The following is a 23,012-nucleotide window of genomic DNA, read 5'->3' on the forward strand; positions in this document are numbered from 1 at the left end:
TTTTTATTTTTGTAAATTAATACTGTTTACTCTTGAAATTGTTACTGTTCATATTGTTGTTTATTATCTAAATCTTTTTCGATTTTTGTATCTACATCGGAATCTGTAACAGCCAAAGGCCATCCTCCAAGTGATTTAAGTCGATTAACAATTTTACAAAAAAGTATTGCCGTTTTTTGTGTATCATATAGCGCACTGTGAGCTTGCTTATGATCGAATGTGATTTGCGCTGCTTGACAGGCTTTGGCGAGCACTGTTTGGCCAAAAACCAAACCACTGAGTGACGCAGTGTCAAAGGTAGCAAATGGGTGGAATGGGTTGCGTTTTATGCCTGTGCGTTCAGCAGCCGCCATTAAAAAACTATGATCAAAGTGTGCGTTATGAGCAACAATCACTGCTCGAGTACATTCACTAGCTTTTATGCCAGATCTAACCATTTTAAAAATTTCGTCTAAGGCGAGCTTTTCGTCAACACCGTCACGAAGTGGATTATCAGGATCGATGCCATTAAAAGCAAGGGCTGCTGGTTCTAAAATTGCACCACTAAATGGATTGACATTAAATTGTAAGGATTGATCTGGCTCTAGCCAACCATCTGGGGTCATTTTTAAGGTGATAGCGGCGATTTCTAAAATAGCGTTGAGTTTTGGATCGAATCCAGACGTTTCAATATCAATTACAACAGGATAAAACCCACGAAAGCGTTCACATAATTTGGCGTTTGGCACGTTAATTTTTCTTATCTATCAAAAAAGGTGTTATTATGCCATCTTTTAACCAGTTCGCCTAGCATTGGCTACAAGAGTTTGTATTCAATTTGTTAATCTTTGTAAAAAGCCAATACAGTAGTTTTATTCAAATTACATTAAACCAATGAGTAGGTGCGATTATTGGTTAAAGTGATTATAATCATCAATTATTATTAAATAATATTAAAATTGAGCGAATAATGCACAACTTTGAATTAGAACAGATTATTAATAACGAACTACAAATTAGTCGTTATCGTGACTATGCGCCAAATGGATTGCAAGTGCAGGGGCGCAAGCAAGTGAATAAAATTGTCACAGGCGTGACCGCTTGCCAGTTATTGTTAGATAAGGCGGTTGAATTAAAAGCTGACGCAGTTCTGGTTCATCATGGTTATTTTTGGAAGAGTGAACCACAAACCATTACAGGTATTAAATATCAAAGGATTAAAACACTGTTAACTAACGATATTAATTTATATGGTTATCACTTGCCATTAGATGGTCATGCTGTTTTGGGCAACAATATTGAACTGGCTAACTTATTGGGGATTTCAGTCGATAAACGCAATGACATTACCGATCTGCTTTTTACTGGTACATTAAACAAGCCACTTACTGCTTTACAATTTAAACAACAACTTGAGCAAGTATTACACAATAACCAACAACGTGTACTATTTTGTGGAGATAATGCTCCACAAGTTATTAATCGTATTGCATGGTGTAGTGGTGGAGGGCAAGATTATATTGAACAAGCAGCATTAATGGGAGTGGATGCTTTTTTTACTGGCGAAGTGTCTGAACGCACTATCCATATTGCACGTGAATATGGTATTAATTTTTATGCCGCTGGACACCATGCTACCGAACGTTACGGTATTAAAAAATTGGGTGAATGGTTAGCGAGCTGTTACGGTGTTGAGGTTATTTTTGTCGATATTGATAATCCTGTATAACAAAAGTTGAATTTAGTCTAGAAATATCGCATACTTATCCGCAGATTTTTATTCTTTACGTTGTGTTATAAACCAATTATATGAGAGGTCATTTTATGTTTACAGGAAGTCTGGTCGCACTTGTTACTCCCATGGATACAAAAGGAAACGTTGACCACGTAAGCTTAAAAAAATTGGTCGAATATCATATTGCAAATGGAACATCGGGTATTGTTTCGGTTGGTACAACAGGCGAATCAGCAACACTTGATCACCATGAGCATATTGATGTAATTAAAAGAACAATTGACTATGCTGATGGGCGCATTGCCATTATTGCTGGCACAGGCGCAAATGCAACGAAGGAGGCTATAGAATTAACCAGTAAGGTCGAAAATATTGGCGTCGTAGGCTGTTTAACGGTTGCACCTTATTATAATAAACCGACACAAGAAGGTATGTATCAGCACTTTAAAGCTATTGCCGAAAGTACGGAGTTGCCACAGATTTTATATAATGTACCAGGCCGTACGAGTAGTGATATCAAGCCTGAAACTGTTGGACGGTTAGCTAAAATCAAAAATATTGTTGCATTAAAAGATGCAACAGGCGATCTTTCGAGAGTTTATCCTACTCGAAAATTGGTTGGGCCTGATTTTAAATTATTGAGTGGTGATGATTCAACCTTTTTAGATTTTATGATTTTAGGTGGCGATGGCGTTATTTCTGTTACAGCTAATGTTGCAGCTAAGGCGGTTGCTACAGTTTGTCAGCTTGCGGCTAATAATCAAATTAAAGAAGCCCGCAATTTAAACGATACTTTAATGGCTTTACATCACAATTTGTTCATTGAACCCAATCCAACACCAGCTAAGTGGGCTTGTGCAAGATTAGGTTTAATGCAAAATGCAACAATTAGATTACCAATGGTCTCATTGAGCACATCGTCAATTCCTGCGGTTGAACAAGCGTTAAAAGACGCGAATTTATTGTAATATAACCTTTAATTTTAAAAGCAGATATTTATGTTAAATAGCACATTAAACAGAACATTAAACTTAACCTTATTTAAAGGTAACGTCATTAAAAAAACAGCTGTTTTAACCGTTGTGACTTCTTTATTTCTTGTTGGCTGTGGTAGTGATCAAAATTATAAGCGTGAAGTTGAAGGTAATGAAGATTACCTTAAATCACCTACGTTAAAACCGTTAATTATTCCTGAAGGTGTTTCGGTGCCTGCGGAAAGTGGCGATTTTTATGTTGTTAAAACTGAGGTTAAAGGCGAATTAGGTAAAAAGCTTGATATTAGACCGCCAATTTTACCGATCCCAACTATTCAAGATGCATTTGCGATTTATAATAACGGTTCGGTCACTTTTAATGTGCCATTAAGCAATAATGTCTGGGATCGTATTCCTAACAGCCTAAATAAGAAAAATATCTTTATCGCTAGCCGTGATAATAACAGCATTAAAACCAATAAAGCCTTTATGGTGCGTGCAGACGAAAATCGAGCCGTTGAAGCCACTTATTCAATGACACGAAACTTGGTAGGCGATACTGAAACAATCACCATTTCAATCACCTCATTAACCCGTGGTACTGAAGATTTAATTTCGCAACCAATTGAAGTGCAACGCTATGTTGTAAGTTTATTTAATGACATAATGGATGATGTTGCACCTGATTCAGTTCGGACTGTACCACGAAAAGCACAAGATAAAGAGGCTGAAAAAGAAAACGCCGAAGGCAAAAAACCAGCAACAGCAGTAAGCGGTGCAAATCAAGAGTAAGTTTGGAATTTAAGGAGCGAATAGCTCCTTAATTATTTATTGGCAATTGATATAAGGTTATAAACATGAAAAAGTTGGCTGAGCTTTATCGTGGTAAAGCTAAAACAGTATATACCACCGAAAACTCCGATTTATTAATTCTTGAGTTTCGTAATGATACATCGGCATTTGATGGCTTGCGTATTGAACAGTTAGATCGTAAAGGCATGGTTAATAATAAATTTAACTATTTTATTATGAGCAAATTGCGTGAAGCTGGCATTCCAACTCAAGTTGAAGCCTTATTATCTGACAATGAAGTGCTGGTTAAAAAGTTGCAAATGATACCTGTTGAGTGTGTGGTACGTAATCGAGCCGCGGGCTCTTTAGTTAAACGTTTAGGAGTTGAAGAAGGTAAAGTTTTAAATCCTCCTACGTTTGAATTATTCCTAAAAAACGATGCATTGCATGATCCAATGGTTAATGAATCACACTGCAAGGCTTTCGGTTGGGCTAGCGATGATCAACTTGCTAGAATGAAAGAACTTAGCTTTAAAATTAACACCATCTTGACTGATTTGTTTGATAAAGCAGGACTAATATTGGTTGATTACAAACTCGAATTTGGATTATTTAAAGGCGAAATCACTTTGGGTGATGAGTTTTCTCCTGATGGTTGTCGTTTGTGGGAAAAAGAGACAATGAAAAAAATGGACAAAGATCGCTTTCGCCAAGGTTTAGGGGGTGTGATTGAAGCCTATGAAGAAGTAGCAAAACGAATTGGTGTTCCTTTGTAATGTTCGCACAGTTTGATATCTCTTTTTTTCTACTTTTGGGGTTAGCGGCGCTTTGTTATTTAACACACAATAATACCGTGACATTTGCAGTGCTGTTATTGTTACTGTTTAAATTAACGCCGCTTGCCACTTATTTTCCGTTTTTAAATCAATATGGCTTAACAATTGGTATTGTTATTTTAACTGCCGCAATGATGGTGCCTTTAGCTGATGGCTCGTTAAAAATAGGCGATATTGCTAAATCATTTACCACTTGGCAATCTATATTAGCTATTTTTGTTGGAATTTTAGTATCGTGGCTAGGTACGCGAGGTATATCCCTCATTGGTGCGCACCCTACAATTATTAATGGTTTAATTATTGGTACGCTAATTGGTGTGGCTTTTTTCAAAGGTATTCCTGTTGGTCCTCTGATTGCTGCAGGTATTTTGTCGTTGTTAATTGGAAAAAGTTAACCTTATGCACAAGTATCCCAACAGCACAAGAACGCTATGGGTGTTACAGGGTGAAGCCACACAGTTATTCGAGCAACTTAGCCAGGCTATTTGCCATTACTCAGGTGATTGGTTAACGGTTACATCTCACTTTGAACTTTCTAGTTATTTACCCAATACATTAATTTCTGATGTAATACCGCCCAATCAAACTAAACAGTTGTTGGGACGGCAGTATCGACATGCTATTTTTGATGCAACGGTAGGATTTAATCTTGATGCCTTTGCTATGCTTGTTGGCACGTTAGTTAAAGGTAGTATATTGGTTTTATTATTGCCTAAGAATCTGTCTACTTGGCATGATCAAGATAGCTTACGCTGGAACGAAAGCCAAATGCCCATTAATGTGCCTAATTTCGTTGCCCATTTAATACAGACTTTAACTGAATTTGGTTTATCAATTTATCCTAAAATTTCATCAAAACAGGTTATATCCTCTAAGATATCCCTGCCTGAAGTTATTATTGATGACGTTTGTGATTTAGCCGAGCAACAAGCAACTTTAAAACAATTATTAAATAGCACTAAGCCTATTAACGTATTAGTCGCTAAACGTGGACGCGGTAAATCGGCACTAGCTGGATTATTTAGCCATTACCAACGTTGTATTGTGACAGCACCAAATAAATCAGCACTGACCACCTTTTTTGCTTTTGCTAAGTCCGATACCCCATTTTTTGCCCCAGATGAATTAATTGCTCAATCATGTATTACCGTTGCCGATTATTTAATTATTGATGAAGCTGCCATGATCCCACTTCCCATGCTGGAAAAATTGTTAAAACTAGCTAAAACAAATAACACTCGAGTATTATTAACAACGACTGCTGATGGGTATGAGGGCACAGGACAGGGCTTTTTGTTGAAATTGTTATCAAATAAAGCATATCAATATTTTCAGCTATTTAGCCCTATCCGCTGGCAGGCAGGCGATATGCTAGAGCAATTTAGCGATCGATTGTTACTTAATGGTTTATTAACACAGGGCGATAATTTTGATGCATGCCCATCATTAATCCAATATTCAAAAGTTGAACGTAATAATGTTGATATATTAAGGTCAATATTTTATTTATTGAAAGTAGCTCATTACCAAACTACGTTAGTTGATTTAAGACGTCTGTTTGATGCGCAAAATTTGACAATTTGGCAAGCGACAGCTAACAATAACCAAATAGCTGCTGCACTGACTGTTATTGAAGGTAACTTACCTGATAGTTTAATCACCGAAGTGTGGCAAGGTAAGCGTCGACCAAAAGGTAATTTAGTAGCACAGTCGTTAGTCGCCCACGCAGGTGAGCCGCAGGCGGCTAAATTGCGCTCAGTTCGGATTAATCGTATTGCGGTTATTAGTGCCTATCGGCGACGGAATATAGCAAGGCAACTTGTGCAAGCTATCTTTGAAGATGCCAAAGCTCAGAATATTGACTTTTTATCGGTTAGCTTTGCTTATACCCCGTCTAATTACCAATTTTGGATTGCTTGTGGGTTTGTTTTGGTGCACGTCAGTAGTCATAAACAGGCAAATAGTGGTAGTTATTCAGTTATGGCGCTAAAGCCATTAACTGATTCAGGGCGAAATCTAACCATTAAATTAAAACAAAAATTACATCGTAATGTTTATTGGCTCAAAGATATTATTGATTTACCATTTACTGAGATGATTGAAAGTAAGGATAAGTCACAACTAACACAAGATTTAGACGCCTACGATTTTGATGAACTAAATGGATTTGCTTACTATCATCGACCGTTTGAAGCCACTTATGCCACACTGTGTCGATTAGTTCGCTATAATCAAAAGCATCAACAATCGCAAAAACCACAATCACAACCACAGCAACAACTAACATTGCCTGTGTTATCAGCACTGATAAAAAGCAAAAACAATCAATCTTTGCTCATTAGTTCATATCAACTTGCAGGAAAAAATGCATTAATGCAAACCATCAAGCAAGAGATCAAAACATGGTTAGCAATTCATAGTTAGCGATTCATAGTTAGTAAATAATGGCAATAATGTGCTTTTTGACGAAAAAACCAATAATAAAGATAGCTGATTATCATTGCAGGTTACCAAGGGCTATGTTTACAATAGTTACCATGTTTAAGTTCAACTTAATTTTTACCCAACTAGTTTAAACTTAACTAGTTTCAACATAATTCGTTTTAATTAAAAAGGAATCGAATGTGACGCAAAATAAATTAGAAAACCAAGCACAACATCGCCATTCAAAAAAACAAACTCAAAAACCAAACAATCAACCCACAACAGGCATTGAGTATTTTTTTAAAGGCTGGTCATTGGCGTTTAGTCCAGGTATTAAGCGATTTGTTTTTTTACCATTAATTGCCAATGTTGTGATTATGTCAGCATTATTTTATTGGTTCTTTACGGCTATCTCGGGCATGGTTGATTGGGGAGTGTCGTATATGCCAAGTTGGTTGCATTGGCTTGGTTATATTATTGTTTTTATGGTTATTTTAGCTTTGGTTATTTTGTTTTGTTATTTCTTTAGTACGGTAACCAATATTATAGCGGCTCCGTTTAATGGCTTGTTAGCTGAACAAGTTGAAGCACAATTAACGGGGATTCCCGCAGCAGATATGTCGTGGATAAGTCTTATTAAGGATCTTCCTCGTATTTTTAGCCGTGAATTACAAAAACTAGTTAACTATTTATTATGGGCAATTCCGATACTGTTAACTTACTTTATTCCTGTTATTGGGCAATCAGTAACGCCAGTGGTTTGGTTTTTATTTACCGCTTGGCAAATTAATATCCAATATGCTGATTATGCCTTTGATAACCACAAAATTACTTTTCACCGTATGCGTGAATTACTCAAGCAAGATCGGGTAGATAATTTAACTTTTGGTATGATAGTCAGCTTTTTTACCATGGTGCCATTGCTTAATTTAATTGTTATGCCTATTGCGGTATGTGGCGCAACGGCAATGTGGGTTGATCGCTACCGTCATCAAGCCTTATTTGATAGTAGTAGCCAAGACTTTCGTTAAGCAGGGAGTTATTTTTTCTTCGTCGAATTTGTTGATGGCCAATCGTCGTCATCATCTTGATAAGGGATAGGTTTTATCCCTTTCTTTTTTTCAAGATACGCTTTATAACTTAGTCGATTCAGCGCCTTAATAGTATTAATAAAAATCCCAATTAAAATTACCACAATTATCCACCAGTAATCTTTAAGCCATTCCATCGTACTTCCTCTTAGATTAAAATCGCTATCTCCAAGTTATAATAGCTAGGCACAATAACAATTGTGCCACAATTATGCCAACAGTAATTTTTCCAATATGCGGTTATAAATTGCAGTTAAGGTAATTATATCTTTGCAGTTGGCGTTTTCGTTGACTTTGTGAATAGTCTTATTTAATACACCTAGTTCGATCACTTGACAGCCCATTTTAGCAATAAAGCGTCCATCCGACGTACCGCCGCTGGTCGATAGCTTAGTATCAATGTTGGTAAATTCCTTAATAGCACTTGCAGCAGCATTAGTTAAATCGCCTTGTGGCGTTAAAAAAGGATGCCCTGATAATCGCCAAGATAACGTATAGTTCAAATTATGTTTTTGTAAAATTTGCTCAACGCGCGCTTTAATTATCGTATCGGTCAATTCACTACTATAGCGAAAGTTAAATTGCACACTTAGATCACCCGGCACAACGTTTTCGGCACCTGTACCACCATTAATATTGGCAATTTGCATAGTTGTTTGAGGAAAATACTGATTGCCTTCATCCCAAACAGTGCTAACTAGTTCATTTAATGCAGGAGCAAAGCGATGGACAGGGTTATCGGCAAGGTGAGGATAGGCCACATGACCTTGAATACCATGCACAACTAAATTAGCTGTTAGTGAACCACGGCGACCGTTTTTAATTTGATCGCCAAGTACAGCATCGCTTGACGGTTCGCCCACGATACAATAATCAACACGTTCTTGACGTTTCATTAGCAAATCGACAACCTTAACAGTGCCATCGGTTGCATCGGCTTCTTCGTCCGATGTAATTAAAAAAGCTACTCGCCCAGCGTGATTTGGATGTTGCTTAACAAAATCTTCAGCCGCACAAACCATGGCAGCAACGCCACTTTTCATGTCAGATGCACCACGTCCATAAAGCACGCCTTGTTCATCAATGGTTGGCGAAAACGGAGGATAAAGCCATTTGCTTTCATCACCAGCAGGTACGACATCGGTATGTCCTGCAAACATTAAGGTTTTGCTGTTAGCTTCGCCATGATAAGCCCATAAGTTTTTGGTCTTTCCAATATTAACTTCTTCAATAGTAAAACCGAGCGGTTTTAGCCGTTCAATAATCATTTTTTGACAATTTTTATCGTCAGGACTTATTGATTTTTCGGCGATGAGTGCTTGAGTCAGTGCAATAACAGGTTCAGTCATAGTGGTCTCGATTTTTATTTAGATTGCGAAATAAATTGTGAATAAAGTTCCTCTGAAAAGCCCAACAATGCACGCTTCCCATCGATAAGCAAAGGGCGTTTTAAAATAGATGGATTGGCTAACATAATCTTTTTAGCCGTTTGAGCATTATTGACCTCAGCACGAATAGATTCATCTAACTTACGCCAAGTAGTACCTCGGGTATTGAGCAAGCTTTGCCAATCAACTAATTGTAAAAAATCATCCAACAGCTCGTCTGAAAGCCCGTTGGTTTTATAATTATGAAATTGATAGCTTACATGATGATCATCAAGCCAAGTAAAAGCTTTTTTCATCGTGTTGCAGTTTTTGATACCGTAGATGATGTACATAGTAGGTGATCCAACATTGAAAATAATAATAAAGATTATAACAGTTATCGGCCTGATGCGGCAAACTAAAGGGATTTATTTGTTTTAATTCATATTAATACTCATAGCTAATGTTAGTTGTTAATGCCAAATAGTCGCTAGTGAAAGCTTGAAATTTTAAATATTTTGGATGGTGAGTTAAGAAATGAATTTTTGAACAGATAATTTCACTCATTTTAAAAAGATCAAACTATTGCTAACCCTTTTTTTTTAACAATAAATAAAATCAAATAAAAACAACACACTAAAAAAGCTCTAAAAAAAAGGGTTTTCAAAAGCAAAAATCCTATTTGTCTTTTGCGAAACAAGGTTTATATTATATCGGTTTCTAGTTTACCGCCGAGTAGGCGGTTTAGAAACAGTAGTCATTTAGTCACTTTTTTTAATGGGAGTTTACCGCCGAGTAGGCGGTTTAGAAAATAAATTGTAATTGACTTATTGCTAAGTAACTGTTTACCGCCGAGTAGGCGGTTTAGAAAATAACGTCATCAGTGTAATGAACTAATTCAATGTTTACCGCCGAGTAGGCGGTTTAGAAATAGTCGCGCGTTAAACCATTCATCCGTTCGCTGTTTACCGCCGAGTAGGCGGTTTAGAAAAAATCGTTGCTTACAGAATTTGCATCAAATCCGTTTACCGCCGAGTAGGCGGTTTAGAAACGCTAAAAATGTAAGTTGTTGATTAATAAACAGTTTACCGCCGAGTAGGCGGTTTAGAAACCGATAATTAACGGAGAACAAGTTGAAATCATGTTTACCGCCGAGTAGGCGGTTTAGAAACAAAAAAAATGGCGTCTGTTTCAAAATTTGGCGTTTACCGCCGAGTAGGCGGTTTAGAAAAGCACACGGTTTTTATTGTTGACAATCTTGAAGTTTACCGCCGAGTAGGCGGTTTAGAAATCCATTTAACGGCAGCTCTTTAACACGAGCTTGTTTACCGCCGAGTAGGCGGTTTAGAAAGCACCCGTTTATGTTGATCTACCCGATAAACTGTTTACCGCCGAGTAGGCGGTTTAGAAAAAGCCTGATGGTTTAGACGGTGGTAAAATAGAGTTTACCGCCGAGTAGGCGGTTTAGAAAAATCTGTATAGCCGCTAATCAAACCAATATCAGTTTACCGCCGAGTAGGCGGTTTAGAAATGTTTGTTTACCAATGCATACAATGCACACGAGTTTACCGCCGAGTAGGCGGTTTAGAAAGTGTGGCAATTCTTGCATATCAGCATCTAAAAGTTTACCGCCGAGTAGGCGGTTTAGAAATGTTAGAACAACGAAACAATCTACCGTTTTGTGTTTACCGCCGAGTAGGCGGTTTAGAAACGAGAATGTAAATACACAAACACCAGCATTAAGTTTACCGCCGAGTAGGCGGTTTAGAAAATACTTATACGGTGACGCTAACAGTGTAGAAAGTTTACCGCCGAGTAGGCGGTTTAGAAATATATTCCTCGTTATGGTGAGCCTAAAGTCAGGTTTACCGCCGAGTAGGCGGTTTAGAAACACAATTCTACTTTTAGTCTATCGTGATATTCGTTTACCGCCGAGTAGGCGGTTTAGAAATTAGAATCTTCATTAAAATTAGAATTAGAATCGTTTACCGCCGAGTAGGCGGTTTAGAAAATATCAATGTTTGGGCTTGGTTTTTATATCTAGTTTACCGCCGAGTAGGCGGTTTAGAAATTGCCATTAAAATAACCTTTTTTGCGATTCTTGTTTACCGCCGAGTAGGCGGTTTAGAAAAATTATTCAGGGGCAAGAACGGCACGACTTCGGTTTACCGCCGAGTAGGCGGTTTAGAAATTGCGTGCTAAGACAAAAGCTAATTAGTAATGGTTTACCGCCGAGTAGGCGGTTTAGAAATCGCAAGGTTTACTTTGACAGACCGAAAAAAAGTTTACCGCCGAGTAGGCGGTTTAGAAAATTTTATTTATCTCCAGTCTATTCACTATCTAGTTTACCGCCGAGTAGGCGGTTTAGAAAAATTTCGGATATTTATTTTTATCAAATTTCCAGTTTACCGCCGAGTAGGCAGTTTAGAAATTGTTTTATCACTACTTGCTTTAAATCGATTAGTTCACTGCCGTGTAGACGGTATTTTGTATAAAAAATAGAAATTTCTGTATAACTGGTTGATTTTAATGAAAATAAAAAATTAAATAAAATCAATACTCTACCTGAACGATTTTATGGGCGTAATACATCCCATAACATGGTAAGGATTATATGTCCATTGGTTGTTAGGTAATTCACTAATTCCTTAGTTTAGAAATTATCACCAATATTCATTATTTTCACAAAAGTTAAGACTTACAAAACCTAACACCGTATTCTAATTAAAAAATTGCATAAAAAACTAGCCAAGTTTTTTTAAAATAGCTATACTTTAATCTCCTTAAAGGAATAGTTCATTAAACAATCAAATAAACATAAAAATTAAAATAAATCATTAATTTACTTGACAGGTGAGCCGTAATGCATTATCATTTTAAACACCAAACACCAAACACCAAACCTGGCAAAACTATGTCTTAAATTTATCAGATAAACACACTAGTTGGATTTTTAACCCCACCACGTTTATATCTTCAAAGTTATTTTTCAAATTATTATCAAAATTATTCCGAAAAGTTCCGTTAGTATTGATATTGTTATTATTGTCTTCTTTATGGAATGTACAGGCGAATGGCAAAAAGGTTCGAACGGGTAATCGTAGTGATGCAATACTGCTACCGTCGGCAGTTATCCATTATGCAAGGCCGAATCTATTTTTGGGTAATGACGAATACGCAGGTCCAGCTGACATATGGAATCCTAAGAAGGGCTTCCTAGTTCAATCAATCGATCCTAAATCATACAACCTCAATTTTCCAACTACAGGAGCGCATAATTTATATTTTGATTTACTTATAACAGGAATAGATGTGAGAGACTTGACATGGGAACCGGTCACGCATGAGGGAATTACAGCAACAGTGACAAATGTTGTAGCTAATAATGACTATTGGATTCCTTGGGAGGATTTTGCAAAAGTTGTCGCCCGTGTTAAGTTAACAGGTCCAGAGGCCAGAAATCAATGGGATAATCCAAATCCTAGCCGAATTGCTGTACCAAAGTTACCGCAAACGTTTGAGTTAGTGGGTAGAGATAGATATGGCATTGAGGTAGTAAAATATGGATTTGTGTTGAGGCAGTGGTTCGTCGTTCGGGATAATCCCAATGGATATGTTAATGGTAGACGTCATAATGACCAGTTAGCATGGTGTAATAATATAGGCTACCGGATGCCAAGGATCAGGGATTTAACTAACGCGGCAGGTCCTGTAGGCGCCAGCCCATCTTCATCAGATAATAATTACATGCGCTATATTGGTGCAGGCTTTTTTTCCGAGTGGGGCAGCATGTACGGCTACACTGGTGCTAGCTTTGTCGACAACCGCTACTGGACGAGCGATACCGACGACAACTACTGGATGAGCGATACCGACGACGACTACTGGACGGAAGCTGCTAAGGTTAAGGATAGCCACCCGTTCACTGTGGGCTCACACTTTGGCAACTTCTATGGGTACTTCCCGTTTTACAGCACTTATGTTGTTTGCTCCTTGGACCTTAGACCTTAGTCCTGAGGTCGCCGAGGCCAATATTTAGAAACACCTATTTTGATACTTTAACTATCATAAAATTGTTTACCGCCGTGTAGGCAGTTTAGAAAACCCACGAACAGTTTCTCCCCGCATTTCTGGCGTTCACTGCCGTGTAGGCGGTTTAGAAAAGTATTCAAATCAAAGCGCATTCATAGAGTGCGTTTACCGCCGAGTAGGTGGCATATAAATCAAAAAAGCCCTCAGACGAGGGCAGTGGATGTCTACCGACAGAATAGCTGGCTATGGTTATTAGCTGTGTTCAGAAATTTTATTGAACGCTTAAGCTAGTCATTAATAATCCATTATCAACAATATAAAATAAATATTAATAAATTAATTACAACATTTCTCAACAAAGTAACGCATAATTCGATTATCGACGGTTAGTTCGGGATGAAATGAGCAAGTCAAAATGTTATCTTGCTGCGCCATTACACAATGATTATCAATAAAAGCTAGCTGATTGACTTGCTCACCAGCTTTTGCAATATATGGAGCACGAATAAATACTGCTGGAATTTGCTCACCAATAGTTGGTATATCTAACATTGTCTCAAAGCTGTTAATTTGCCGACCAAAACCATTGCGTTCAACGCAAATATCCATCAAATCTAATAATTCGACTTCGTTATGAGTTGTCGTTTTGCCACAAAGCACTAGCCCAGCACAAGTACCTAAAATTCCTTTGCCTTGTTTAGCAAATTGTTGAATGGGCGCTAAAAGCCCATTTTGTTTAATTAATCGACTAATTGTGGTCGACTCTCCGCCGGGAATGATTAAACCATCTAAATTAGCTAATTGTTCCGGTTTCTGAACTAGTGTTGCTTGTACATTATCAATACTATTTAGCATCAAAATATGCTCACTAACTGCTCCTTGTAAGTTGAGCACACCAATGTACTTAACATTGCTTAGTTTGGATGATTTTGCCATTACCAACCTCGATCTTGCATTCTTTCTGATTGAGCAAGTGTGCTGATTTCAATGCCTTTCATGGCCTCGCCTAATCCTTTTGATAATTCGGCTAATCGTGGATAATCATCAAAATAAGTAGTAGCTTGCACAATGGCTTTGGCAAATTTTTCTGGATTTTGAGATTTAAAAATGCCCGATCCAACAAAAACACCATCAGCACCTAGTTGCATCATAAGTGCTGCATCGGCAGGGGTCGCAACGCCACCAGCGGCAAAATTCACAACTGGTAACTTACCTAGTTGTTTTACTTGTAATACAAGTTCATAAGGTGCGCCAATTTCTTTAGCAAAAGTCATTAGCTCATCTTTTGATTTTCCTGTTATCAAACGGATTTGCTCATTGACTTTACGTATATGGCGAACAGCTTCAACAATATTCCCTGTTCCTGGTTCGCCTTTGGTACGTAACATTGATGCTCCTTCACCAATTCGACGCAGTGCTTCACCCAAATCACGACAACCACAAACAAAAGGCACGGTAAATTCATCTTTAAGAAGATGGTACTGTTCATCGGCTGGGGTTAGTACTTCGCTTTCGTCAATATAATCAACCCCCATTGATTCTAAAATACGTGCTTCAACAATGTGGCCAATACGTGCTTTAGCCATAACAGGTATGCTAACAGCATTCATGACTTGTTCAACAATAGTAGGATCTGCCATTCGAGCGACACCGCCAGCTGCTCGAATATCTGATGGTACTCGCTCTAAAGCCATTACCGCAACTGCACCAGCTTGTTCGGCAATTTTAGCTTGTTCAGCATTAACAACATCCATAATTACGCCGCCTTTTTGCATTTGTGCCATACCACGTTTAACAGTCTGTGTTCCTGTAATTTGATTCATTTTTTACTCCTAGTTGAAAATTGGCCTTGTTTGAAAAGTATTATTCAAAAAGAAACAGTTAGACGAAACAGCCAATTGGACTATAATAAAGCCATCCAATTTTAGATTTGTTGGTGTTATTATAAAAATAGTTCAGATAGACTATTGATTTTATTTGATTTTTAATGCATTTTCTAAGAAAACAAGTGTCTAAAATAAAATATGTGGCAAAAACAAAAACTAACCCAATTTGAAGGATCACTTTTTCAACAATTGACTCACTTAATTGAACATTATATTGAGCAAGGAATTTTGATTGCTGGCGAAAAGTTACCTTCAGAAAGGGAGCTAGCTAAAATGTTACAGATTAACCGCTCAACTGTAGTACATGCACTGGAGCTGTTGACTGAACGAAGCATACTACTTCGACGTCGAGGCAGTGGCACTTATGTCAATAATAAAAAATGGGGCGTGCAAACCTATTCATCGATCAATTGGCGTTTACCAGCCCATTTTTATCGAGATAAAAAATCATTTTATCAACAAAAAGTGGCACAAGTGCGTGCGCAACAAGTGCATATTTGCGATCTGGCTAATGGTGATTTGCCAACTAATTTAATTCCCAAACTCCAGCTACCTGATACCTCGTTAAATGAATTGATTATGCATGAAAAAAACAGCGATGCATTACAATTAGGTTTACCATCGCTTAAAGCTCAAATTGCAACTTACATGCAAACTCAGTTTTCTATGCAAGTTGATATTAACGAAATTTTAATTACATCGGGCACGCAACAGTCGTTATTTCTTATTACACAGGGTTTACTTAAGCCAGGAGATGCAGTTGGAATTGAATCTCCTTCCTATTTTTACTCTTTACCTTTGTTTCAGGCTGCTGGATTACGTTTATATGGTATTGAATGTGATAATGAAGGTATTACCCTTGAAAGCCTATCAAATTGCGTACAACAACATCAAATAAAGTGGTTATTTTTGAATCCTATATTTCAAAACCCAATGGGCTTTGTTATGAGTAATAGACGAAAACAGGCAATTGTTGCATTTTGTCGTTCGCAATGTATAGGTATTGTTGAGGATGACGCCTATAGCAGTTTAGCGTTTAAACCAAATTTGCCAGTATTGCCCATAAAAAAATGGGATCAGCATAATCAAGTTATCTATTTAGGATCGCTATCAAAATATATAGGAGGAAATATTCGTATTGGGTGGATGGTGGCACCGCGTAATATTATCAAAAATCTGTCCAATATTCGGCAACACATTGATTCGGGGTTAAGTATATTGCCGCAATTATTAGCTCAAGAATATCTACAACATCATCACACTGTCCATCAACAACAGCTACGGCAAACGTTACAAATCAAAGCAGAGCAGTTAATGCATTGGTTGGATTGCTATTTCGGTGGTGAGATTACTTATCAACCTCCACTAGGTGGCTTTCATTTATATGCGCATTTACCTGTAAAAACGGTAGCGCAAGAATTAGCTGTGCTTAATAAACTGTTATCAAAAGGAGTGACGGTATCGCAAGGGGCTGACTTTGGCGATAACTTAGGGACAATTAGATTAAGTTATGGGCATTTTGAACAGCAAATAATCTCAAAAATATGATAAAAACACTTGCTTTTTTAGATAAAATAAAATTGATTTTTTGGTAGTTTAATATTTAATCTTTTTAATAAATATATTAATAATCAATTGATTGCAGAGTTATCAACAGGTTTATTCAGTACTTATTAAGTCATAAAGTGAATAAATATCTTAAGCCCCTTTTTTAATTATCCGCAAATAAACCACACTCAAAAAAGCTCAATAGGCAATTGAGCAAAATATCACCTTTTAACCAATTATTGAAATTAGTTTTTCCTTGTTATTTGCTTTTGTAACGCAATGCAAACAAATGAAAAATTTTTATAACATTATGATTAAATATAAAATCACTTATAAATAACATTAGGGATTAATTAAAAATTGGCTAATTGCTTACCTTTTTTTAACTATACTTTACCATTGAACCAAATATGTTAGTTTACTGTCACTATTCTAACTCGTTATAATTACAAGCATCAGGTGAAAACCATAAACGATATTAGGAGACTATTTTGCATCTTTCATCTAAGGCTTTTCGTATTTTAGGTATTATCGCTACAGTGGCGTCATTAGGGATGTATGTTTCTTATATTCCACAAATCATCGATAATTTGCATGGATTGAAAACAAACCCAATTCAACCATTGGCCGCTTCCATTAACTGCTCGCTATGGGTCTGCTATGGGCTGCTACAAGAAAAGAAAGATTGGCCACTAGCAATTGCTAATTCGCCAGGAGTAATTTTTGGGTTAATTGCTTTTTTTACTGCTCTATAATTTACATAATATCATTATGTAACAAGTAATCAGTTGCTCTTATATTATCGCTTTTTGGGTAGCATTTTTATTGTTTGAGTTCATAGTAAATTTCAACAAGAATTGTAAAAAAAGATTTTTTTTTGTTATCAAATTAACTCAAAAATTGTTCAGATTAATATTTAATCATTTAGAAAATTATTTAATAATTAAAATGTTATTGAGTTATTAACAGGTTTGTTAAATACTTATCAAATTGTACAGTGAATAAATCAAGTTAATCGATTTGCTTTAATATTACCGACAAAATGATAGATTTGTTGAAATTTGCAATTATGCTGGCAGATTATTTTTAAGTACATCTTAAAAGAAGATAGACAGACTAATAGATAGTTTTATAATGCATCCAAAAATCAAATAACCGTCAAAAGGGAAAGAAAATGAAAAAATTAATCGGTATATTTTTACTTAGTTTACCCATGTTGGCTGTAGCTTCAAATTGTGATGAAATTAGTGCTAATATTGCTGAAAAAATCAAAAACAACGGTGTTGATCCTTCACAATTTCAGTTAAAACTTGAACCATCTGATAAATCAGAACAACAAATTGAAGGTAAAATTGTTGGTTCATGCGATCGTGGTCAACAACGTATTGTTTATGTTCGTTTGGATGGTTTAGCAACGCAAACACAAACTCAGCCAGCTAATACAAAAGATGAAACTGAAAGCCGTAATGATAAAGCAGAACCATCAATAAACACCCCAACCGAATCAACACCAGTCGAAGGTAAATGACCCGTTAAAAATTAATTATGTAATTTTTGCAGAAAAATAGGGCGTAATGCCCTATATTTATATGTTTGTGACTAGAGCAAATGGCTATAATTTGCTTTAACCTCTTCGTCCCATACACTTGATTGTACTTGACCAATGTGTTTTTGTTGTAAAAGCAACATAACCAAACGCGATTGCCCAATTCCACCACCAATGGTTTGCAACAAATCGCCATTAATTAATGCTTTATGCCAAGCAAGCTCTAAACGATCTTCGTCATTTGTTAGTTTTAATTGACGTTTTAACGTTTCTGGATTGACACGAATCCCCATTGATGAAATTTCCAATGCGCTATGCAAAATTGGATTCCACACTAAAATATCGCCATTTAAGCCATTAGATCCTAAATCGTTTTCACTGCTCCAGTCATCATAATCAGGTGCACGAGCATCGTGCTTTTCATTATTTGATAATTTACCGCCAATACCAATTAAAAACACAGCTCCAAGCTCTTTAGTTATTGCGTTTTCACGCTCTTTTGGGGATAAATTTGGATAGCGTTTTAATAACTGCTCACTATCGATAAAGGTGATAGATTCGGGTAAAAATTGTGAAAGATGATACTGTTGTGAAACAATTTTTTCGGTCGCTTTAATGGCAGCATAAATATTTTCGACCGCTTGTTTTAGATAAGTTAAATTGCGATCTTCTGGACGAATTACTTTTTCCCAATCCCACTGATCAACATAAACTGAGTGAATTGGCGAAAGTTGCTCCTCGTCTGGGCGTAATGCTTTCATATTAGTGTAGATTCCTTCGCCAACTTTGAAATGGTGATCGCTCAAGATTTTACGTTTCCATTTAGCTAGTGAATGTACCACTTCATATTGTGCATTAGGTATTGCTTTTACCTTAACTTGCACTGCGTGCTCAGTACCTGAAAGGTTATCTTGAATACCATCGCCAACTTTACTTAGTAACGGAGCTTGCACTTCGATAAGTGATAAACGCTCGGCAAGTTGCTCAGCAAAAAATTGCTTAACAAAGCTAATTTGCTGTTGCTGCTCTTTAAATGATATCGTCATGTTTACGCTCTAATCATTTATTTAATTTTCAGTGTATCAGTAAAGTAAACTAGATGAGTGAATTTTGCAAGATGAAGATAGAAAGGTAAAGCATTGACTTGTTTAAATTGAATAAACGTTTGATTTTGCTAAAAAATAAAATTTAAAAACTTCAATAAAATCAATTGTCTACCTGAGCGATTTTAGAGCAAAACATACTTATAGCGCCATAAGGTTAATATGCTTGTCTTATCACAACATCAAAATGCATGATCACTAAGTTAGGTTAACACGCCAAACTGGCGGTTTTGTGTTTTGTCGGTTAGTAGTGATATTAAGTATTAAAAATAAAAAGTTAATTTATTATAAACTTAACATTATATTTTGCTAAAAAATTGACTTATTGCTAAAGCTGAATCATTTCTATCTTTACATTTCTTTACAAAAAAGTAAGCTCAAGAACTAGCCAACTATTTTTTTAACGGCTATACTTCCATCGATTTAGGAAAACAAGCTTATTTAACAAGCTAATAAATATAAAACAAAACAATAACAATAAAACAATAACAATAAAACAATAACAATAAAACAATAAAACAATGTACTTGATGGATGAATCATAATGCAATATCATTTTTGTCACAAGACTTGGCAAGCCTATGTCTTAAATTTATCGAATAATTTTATTCGGCGAGTGTTTGCTCAAAACTTATTTATATCTCTGAAATTATCTACAAAATCATTTTTAAAAATTCAATTGGTACTGGCGCCGTTGTTGTTACTGCCGTATTCATTGGAATCGCAAGCGTTATCGGCCACTACATCAAATACCATTCAAGGCACAGCCCCCTATTTAACGCTTGATGATGGTGTCACTAAAGAGACTAATATAGATAGCTTATTAGCTATTAAGTTATCTGACGGTCGAACATTTACACCACAAAATAATCCCTCATCACCGACAGCACCAATTAAGGTACCTGTAGAGTATACTTGGGGTAATATTAATATAATAGTTCCGCCATTAAGAGAGACGATCTATATGCCAGAGTTGGTGGAACAAGGTAAATTGCGTGATGATGATGGAGATCTTATAATGGCAGGTGGGGGTATCACTTTGTCTATATTGGATAAAAATGGTCAATGGATTAATTCTGATCGTAATAATGATAGTAGATTAACGATATGTGGTGCACCTTATGCAGTGAGATTAGATAGTTCAGATATCCAATTAACTACTATGTATGGTGACCCATCTTATAGTATACTCGAAGGAGGTTCGGTAACGTATTACATTAGTCCAAATACCCTCCCTCAAATCTGTTCTGTAAAGCCAAATCTCGCTGGTGGTCTGGATGGTCCAGGTGACATATGGAATTATAGGGACGGATTTTTCGTTCAATCAACTAATCCTGATTTATACAACCTAAATTTCCCGACCACGGGTGCGCACAATTTATATTTTGATTTACTCATAGGTGGAATAGATGAAAGTCAGTTGACTTGGTCGCCAGTTACACACGGGGGAATCACAGCGACAGTAACGAAAGAAGTGGTTACTAATGGGGGGGGTGAAAAAGTTGTAACGCGCGTTAAGTTGACAGGGCCAGCGGCAAGTGATAGTCAAAAAGAGTCAGATAGTCCAGGTCTAATTTCCGTGCCAAATTTACCACAGGTATTTGAATTAGAGGGTCGAGATAGTAGTGGTAATGTGGTAGTGAAATATGGATTTAAGTTAAAGCAGTGGTTTGTTGCACGAGGAAACAAGTTAGGGACATTTTCTGAGCAAGAATCTTGGTGTAATAGCATAGGTTATCGTCTGCCTCGGATAAGCGATTTAACTAATGCGAAATGTGGTATAGATGATAGTTTCCCATGTGTAGAAGACATAAATGGCGCTACTCCTTTATCAATAGGTAATTATCCTCAGAGACGAATAGGCGCTGGTTTATTTACCGAGTGGGGCGCACTGATTGATGGATATACCGATGCTGATTTCGGATACCAGCATTGGACGAGTGATATAATGGGAAGTAATCCGTTTCTTGTATACGAAGGCGTGGTTACTGGATCTTATGGGTTTTATGATGCTTCTGCTATTTGCACGTTTTAGTGGTTAGTTCAGTTTTAAAGCACAGGGATATTTATGGCGTTAATCAAGAACAATCTAGCCAAGAACTAAGCCGCTGCTCAATGGAGCATCGGCTGGCAAAACCAGTTGGCCTTAAGCTTTAATAACTTAAAACCAAAAAACGCCCCGACTAATAAGATTTAAAAATTTGCGCTTTTGTTATTAACCAGTTGTTATTAAACGACTGTTATTAAATAATAAAAGCGCTTTTCTTGAAAAATAAAGCCACAATAATAAAAAAGAATACAATCTATAACGCATTGATTTTAATTAAAAACATAGATTGGACTATGAAAGCAAATAGTCTGATTATTCTTTATTAACTACCTTATTATTAACGTATCAAACTCAAATTAAAGTAACACATCTTTGGAAAATAACCGTTTTAGGCGTAGTACAACAGAATACTTTAAAATGGCTGATTGTAGTAGCAAGGCAAAAAATTTTAATTACTAAGTAAATTCTATTTGCCAAAAAAATCGTTATTGTAGATTAATTACCCATGACGGCGATTGGAAAGGTTTCTCGAAAAAAACTGTGTCAATTGCTATTATAAATTACTATTATTAACAACTATCAAAAAAAGCTGAACATTGCTAAATGCTCAGCCCTGATTTTTTATACATCAAATACTTAACTTAATTTTTATAGTGGTATATTAGTTTATTAAACATTTTAGATTTGCTTTCTAAAATTAAAAAATATGCTTTTATTTAAATAATATGTTTGTTTTTAATGATATTGGATAGATTGTTCACTTTGCTCATCGTGTACTAAAAGTAGACAAGTATCACTTAATGATACGGCTTTTTGTAAACGTGCTTTGTCTTGTTCATTAAGGTTATTGATACAAGCAACTATATAGCTACAGGTTTTGTATTGTAAGACTTTTTCAATGGTTGATACTAGGTCTTCATTATTTAAATTTGCTAGATGAATCACTTTGTGTTTATCTAACCCTGCAGTATTAACCCATGAACGTTTTAACATTGGTCGGTCAGAAAGCCATAATTGCCATTTTTTAGCTTTATTAAGTGATTTTAATAAAGGGCGTTGTTGTTGTAATACTTGTTGAAAAGGGGACTCAAAATTAATAGCCATAAGTTGTTGTGTAGAATGTTCAATAAGCATAATAACCTCTGTACTGTTTTTCTATACAGTGTATATTAATACAGTATTTTAAGGTTGTAAACTCTATTTATGATTATTTTTTATGTGATTTATTAATTGAGTTATTTTAAGAACGCAAATATTGATACGATAAAATACCTAAATATGTCATTAAAACTGAACCAATTACATGAATCAATATTGTTGCTAAACCCCAATATATTCGACCGTCTTGTAAAAAGTTAACCACCTCGGCAGAAAAGCTTGAAAAAGTTGATAAGCCACCACAAAAACCTGTTATTACCAATAACCGCCATTCAGCAGAAAGGTTAGAGTGATTAAAAAAGGCAATTGCAAAGCCAATAATATAGCCAGCAACTAAATTAGATAGCAATGTACCTAGTGGAATAGTAAAAGCAATAACATTGAGTTTAAGTGATAAGAACCAACGCATTAATCCCCCCGCTACTGAACCGACAGAAATGGCTAAAATCAGTTTTAACATAATGATATATCCTTGACTATACTTTGAAATA

Annotated in this window: 21 protein-coding genes and 1 CRISPR repeat array; of the genes, 12 read left to right on the plus strand and 9 right to left on the minus strand. The window is 36.2% G+C overall.

What is annotated here, in order from left to right; genetic code table 11:
• Positions 1–41 precede the first annotated feature (41 nt).
• The gene (gene rnt / locus ACGH80_RS05990; RefSeq protein ID WP_411630685.1) at positions 42–728 is read right to left on the minus strand and encodes a ribonuclease T; all 687 of its coding nucleotides are present in this window, start codon (positions 726–728) and stop codon (positions 42–44) included.
• Positions 729–949: 221 nt separating this feature from the next.
• Between rnt and ACGH80_RS05995 the strand changes: the two genes are divergently transcribed.
• The 7 genes from ACGH80_RS05995 to cysZ all read left to right on the plus strand — a co-directional run bounded on the left by ACGH80_RS05995 (position 950) and on the right by cysZ (position 7,771).
• Positions 950–1,708, plus strand: a complete 759-nt coding sequence (locus ACGH80_RS05995; RefSeq protein ID WP_411592310.1) for a Nif3-like dinuclear metal center hexameric protein — start codon at positions 950–952, stop codon at positions 1,706–1,708.
• A gap of 95 nt (positions 1,709–1,803) precedes the next feature.
• The gene (gene dapA, locus ACGH80_RS06000; RefSeq protein WP_065589991.1) at positions 1,804–2,682 is read left to right on the plus strand and encodes a 4-hydroxy-tetrahydrodipicolinate synthase; all 879 of its coding nucleotides are present in this window, start codon (positions 1,804–1,806) and stop codon (positions 2,680–2,682) included.
• A gap of 30 nt (positions 2,683–2,712) precedes the next feature.
• Positions 2,713–3,480, plus strand: coding sequence for an outer membrane protein assembly factor BamC (gene bamC, locus ACGH80_RS06005; protein ID WP_411578812.1), 768 nt, complete (start codon positions 2,713–2,715; stop codon positions 3,478–3,480).
• 65 nt (positions 3,481–3,545) lie between these two features.
• Positions 3,546–4,256, plus strand: coding sequence for a phosphoribosylaminoimidazolesuccinocarboxamide synthase (gene purC, locus ACGH80_RS06010; RefSeq protein WP_085164803.1), 711 nt, complete (start codon positions 3,546–3,548; stop codon positions 4,254–4,256).
• A complete protein-coding gene (locus ACGH80_RS06015; protein WP_065560553.1) occupies positions 4,256–4,711 on the plus strand; it encodes a DUF441 domain-containing protein in 456 nt (151 codons plus the stop codon). The genes purC and ACGH80_RS06015 overlap by 1 nt, the downstream gene beginning before the upstream one ends.
• A gap of 4 nt (positions 4,712–4,715) precedes the next feature.
• Entirely contained in the window at positions 4,716–6,740 is a 2,025-nt protein-coding gene (locus tag ACGH80_RS06020) for a tRNA(Met) cytidine acetyltransferase TmcA (RefSeq protein WP_411630686.1), read from the plus strand.
• A gap of 200 nt (positions 6,741–6,940) precedes the next feature.
• Positions 6,941–7,771 carry a sulfate transporter CysZ gene (gene cysZ, locus ACGH80_RS06025; RefSeq protein ID WP_411630688.1) on the plus strand — a complete coding sequence of 277 codons (831 nt, stop codon included), beginning with the start codon at positions 6,941–6,943 and terminating at the stop codon, positions 7,769–7,771.
• An 8-nt stretch (positions 7,772–7,779) separates the two neighbouring features.
• On the opposite strand, the gene ACGH80_RS06030 is transcribed toward cysZ, so the two are convergent.
• The 3 genes from ACGH80_RS06030 to ACGH80_RS06040 all read right to left on the minus strand — a co-directional run bounded on the left by ACGH80_RS06030 (position 7,780) and on the right by ACGH80_RS06040 (position 9,551).
• Positions 7,780–7,968 (minus strand): YpfN family protein, encoded by a 189-nt coding sequence (locus tag ACGH80_RS06030; RefSeq protein WP_065589987.1) that lies wholly within the window; start codon positions 7,966–7,968, stop codon positions 7,780–7,782.
• Between the two features lie 72 nt (positions 7,969–8,040).
• A complete protein-coding gene (gene dapE / locus ACGH80_RS06035; protein WP_411630689.1) occupies positions 8,041–9,180 on the minus strand; it encodes a succinyl-diaminopimelate desuccinylase in 1,140 nt (379 codons plus the stop codon).
• Between the two features lie 14 nt (positions 9,181–9,194).
• The gene (locus ACGH80_RS06040; protein ID WP_174798146.1) at positions 9,195–9,551 is read right to left on the minus strand and encodes an ArsC family reductase; all 357 of its coding nucleotides are present in this window, start codon (positions 9,549–9,551) and stop codon (positions 9,195–9,197) included.
• A 370-nt stretch (positions 9,552–9,921) separates the two neighbouring features.
• Positions 9,922–11,629: direct repeats of the CRISPR family, unit length 28 nt; unit sequence GTTTACCGCCGAGTAGGCGGTTTAGAAA.
• Positions 11,630–12,228: 599 nt separating this feature from the next.
• Here ACGH80_RS06040 and ACGH80_RS06045 point away from each other — a divergent pair.
• On the plus strand, positions 12,229–13,209 hold the full coding sequence (locus ACGH80_RS06045) for a hypothetical protein (RefSeq protein ID WP_411630690.1): 981 nt from the start codon (positions 12,229–12,231) through the stop codon (positions 13,207–13,209).
• A gap of 357 nt (positions 13,210–13,566) precedes the next feature.
• Here the strand turns inward: ACGH80_RS06045 and pdxT are convergent, their stop codons facing one another.
• Positions 13,567–14,166 (minus strand): pyridoxal 5'-phosphate synthase glutaminase subunit PdxT, encoded by a 600-nt coding sequence (gene pdxT / locus ACGH80_RS06050; RefSeq protein ID WP_174798148.1) that lies wholly within the window; start codon positions 14,164–14,166, stop codon positions 13,567–13,569.
• Positions 14,166–15,053 carry a pyridoxal 5'-phosphate synthase lyase subunit PdxS gene (gene pdxS / locus ACGH80_RS06055; RefSeq protein WP_174798149.1) on the minus strand — a complete coding sequence of 296 codons (888 nt, stop codon included), beginning with the start codon at positions 15,051–15,053 and terminating at the stop codon, positions 14,166–14,168. Before pdxS ends, pdxT begins: the two co-directional genes overlap by 1 nt.
• Positions 15,054–15,254: 201 nt before the next feature.
• Between pdxS and ACGH80_RS06060 the strand changes: the two genes are divergently transcribed.
• The 3 genes from ACGH80_RS06060 (at position 15,255) to ACGH80_RS06070 (ending at position 18,192) form a co-directional block, all read left to right on the plus strand.
• Positions 15,255–16,664, plus strand: coding sequence for a PLP-dependent aminotransferase family protein (locus tag ACGH80_RS06060; RefSeq protein WP_296318043.1), 1,410 nt, complete (start codon positions 15,255–15,257; stop codon positions 16,662–16,664).
• 491 nt (positions 16,665–17,155) lie between these two features.
• Positions 17,156–17,419: a SemiSWEET family transporter gene (locus ACGH80_RS06065; protein WP_034914233.1), complete on the plus strand. Its 264-nt coding sequence runs from the start codon at positions 17,156–17,158 to the stop codon at positions 17,417–17,419.
• A 419-nt stretch (positions 17,420–17,838) separates the two neighbouring features.
• Positions 17,839–18,192, plus strand: coding sequence for a DUF1161 domain-containing protein (locus tag ACGH80_RS06070; RefSeq protein ID WP_085164780.1), 354 nt, complete (start codon positions 17,839–17,841; stop codon positions 18,190–18,192).
• A gap of 71 nt (positions 18,193–18,263) precedes the next feature.
• On the opposite strand, the gene asnA is transcribed toward ACGH80_RS06070, so the two are convergent.
• Positions 18,264–19,256: an aspartate--ammonia ligase gene (gene asnA / locus ACGH80_RS06075; RefSeq protein WP_085164779.1), complete on the minus strand. Its 993-nt coding sequence runs from the start codon at positions 19,254–19,256 to the stop codon at positions 18,264–18,266.
• A 601-nt stretch (positions 19,257–19,857) separates the two neighbouring features.
• Here asnA and ACGH80_RS06080 point away from each other — a divergent pair.
• The gene (locus tag ACGH80_RS06080; protein WP_411630691.1) at positions 19,858–21,348 is read left to right on the plus strand and encodes a hypothetical protein; all 1,491 of its coding nucleotides are present in this window, start codon (positions 19,858–19,860) and stop codon (positions 21,346–21,348) included.
• Positions 21,349–22,098: 750 nt separating this feature from the next.
• Here the strand turns inward: ACGH80_RS06080 and ACGH80_RS06085 are convergent.
• Positions 22,099–22,497, minus strand: a complete 399-nt coding sequence (locus ACGH80_RS06085; protein ID WP_065589978.1) for a cell division inhibitor SulA — start codon at positions 22,495–22,497, stop codon at positions 22,099–22,101.
• A gap of 106 nt (positions 22,498–22,603) precedes the next feature.
• On the minus strand, positions 22,604–22,981 hold the full coding sequence (gene crcB, locus ACGH80_RS06090) for a fluoride efflux transporter CrcB (protein WP_085164775.1): 378 nt from the start codon (positions 22,979–22,981) through the stop codon (positions 22,604–22,606).
• Positions 22,982–23,012 lie beyond the last annotated feature (31 nt).

The sequence above is a fragment of the Gilliamella sp. BG1 genome (assembly GCF_046635625.1).
Classification (GTDB): Bacteria; Pseudomonadota; Gammaproteobacteria; order Enterobacterales; family Orbaceae; genus Gilliamella; species Gilliamella bombi.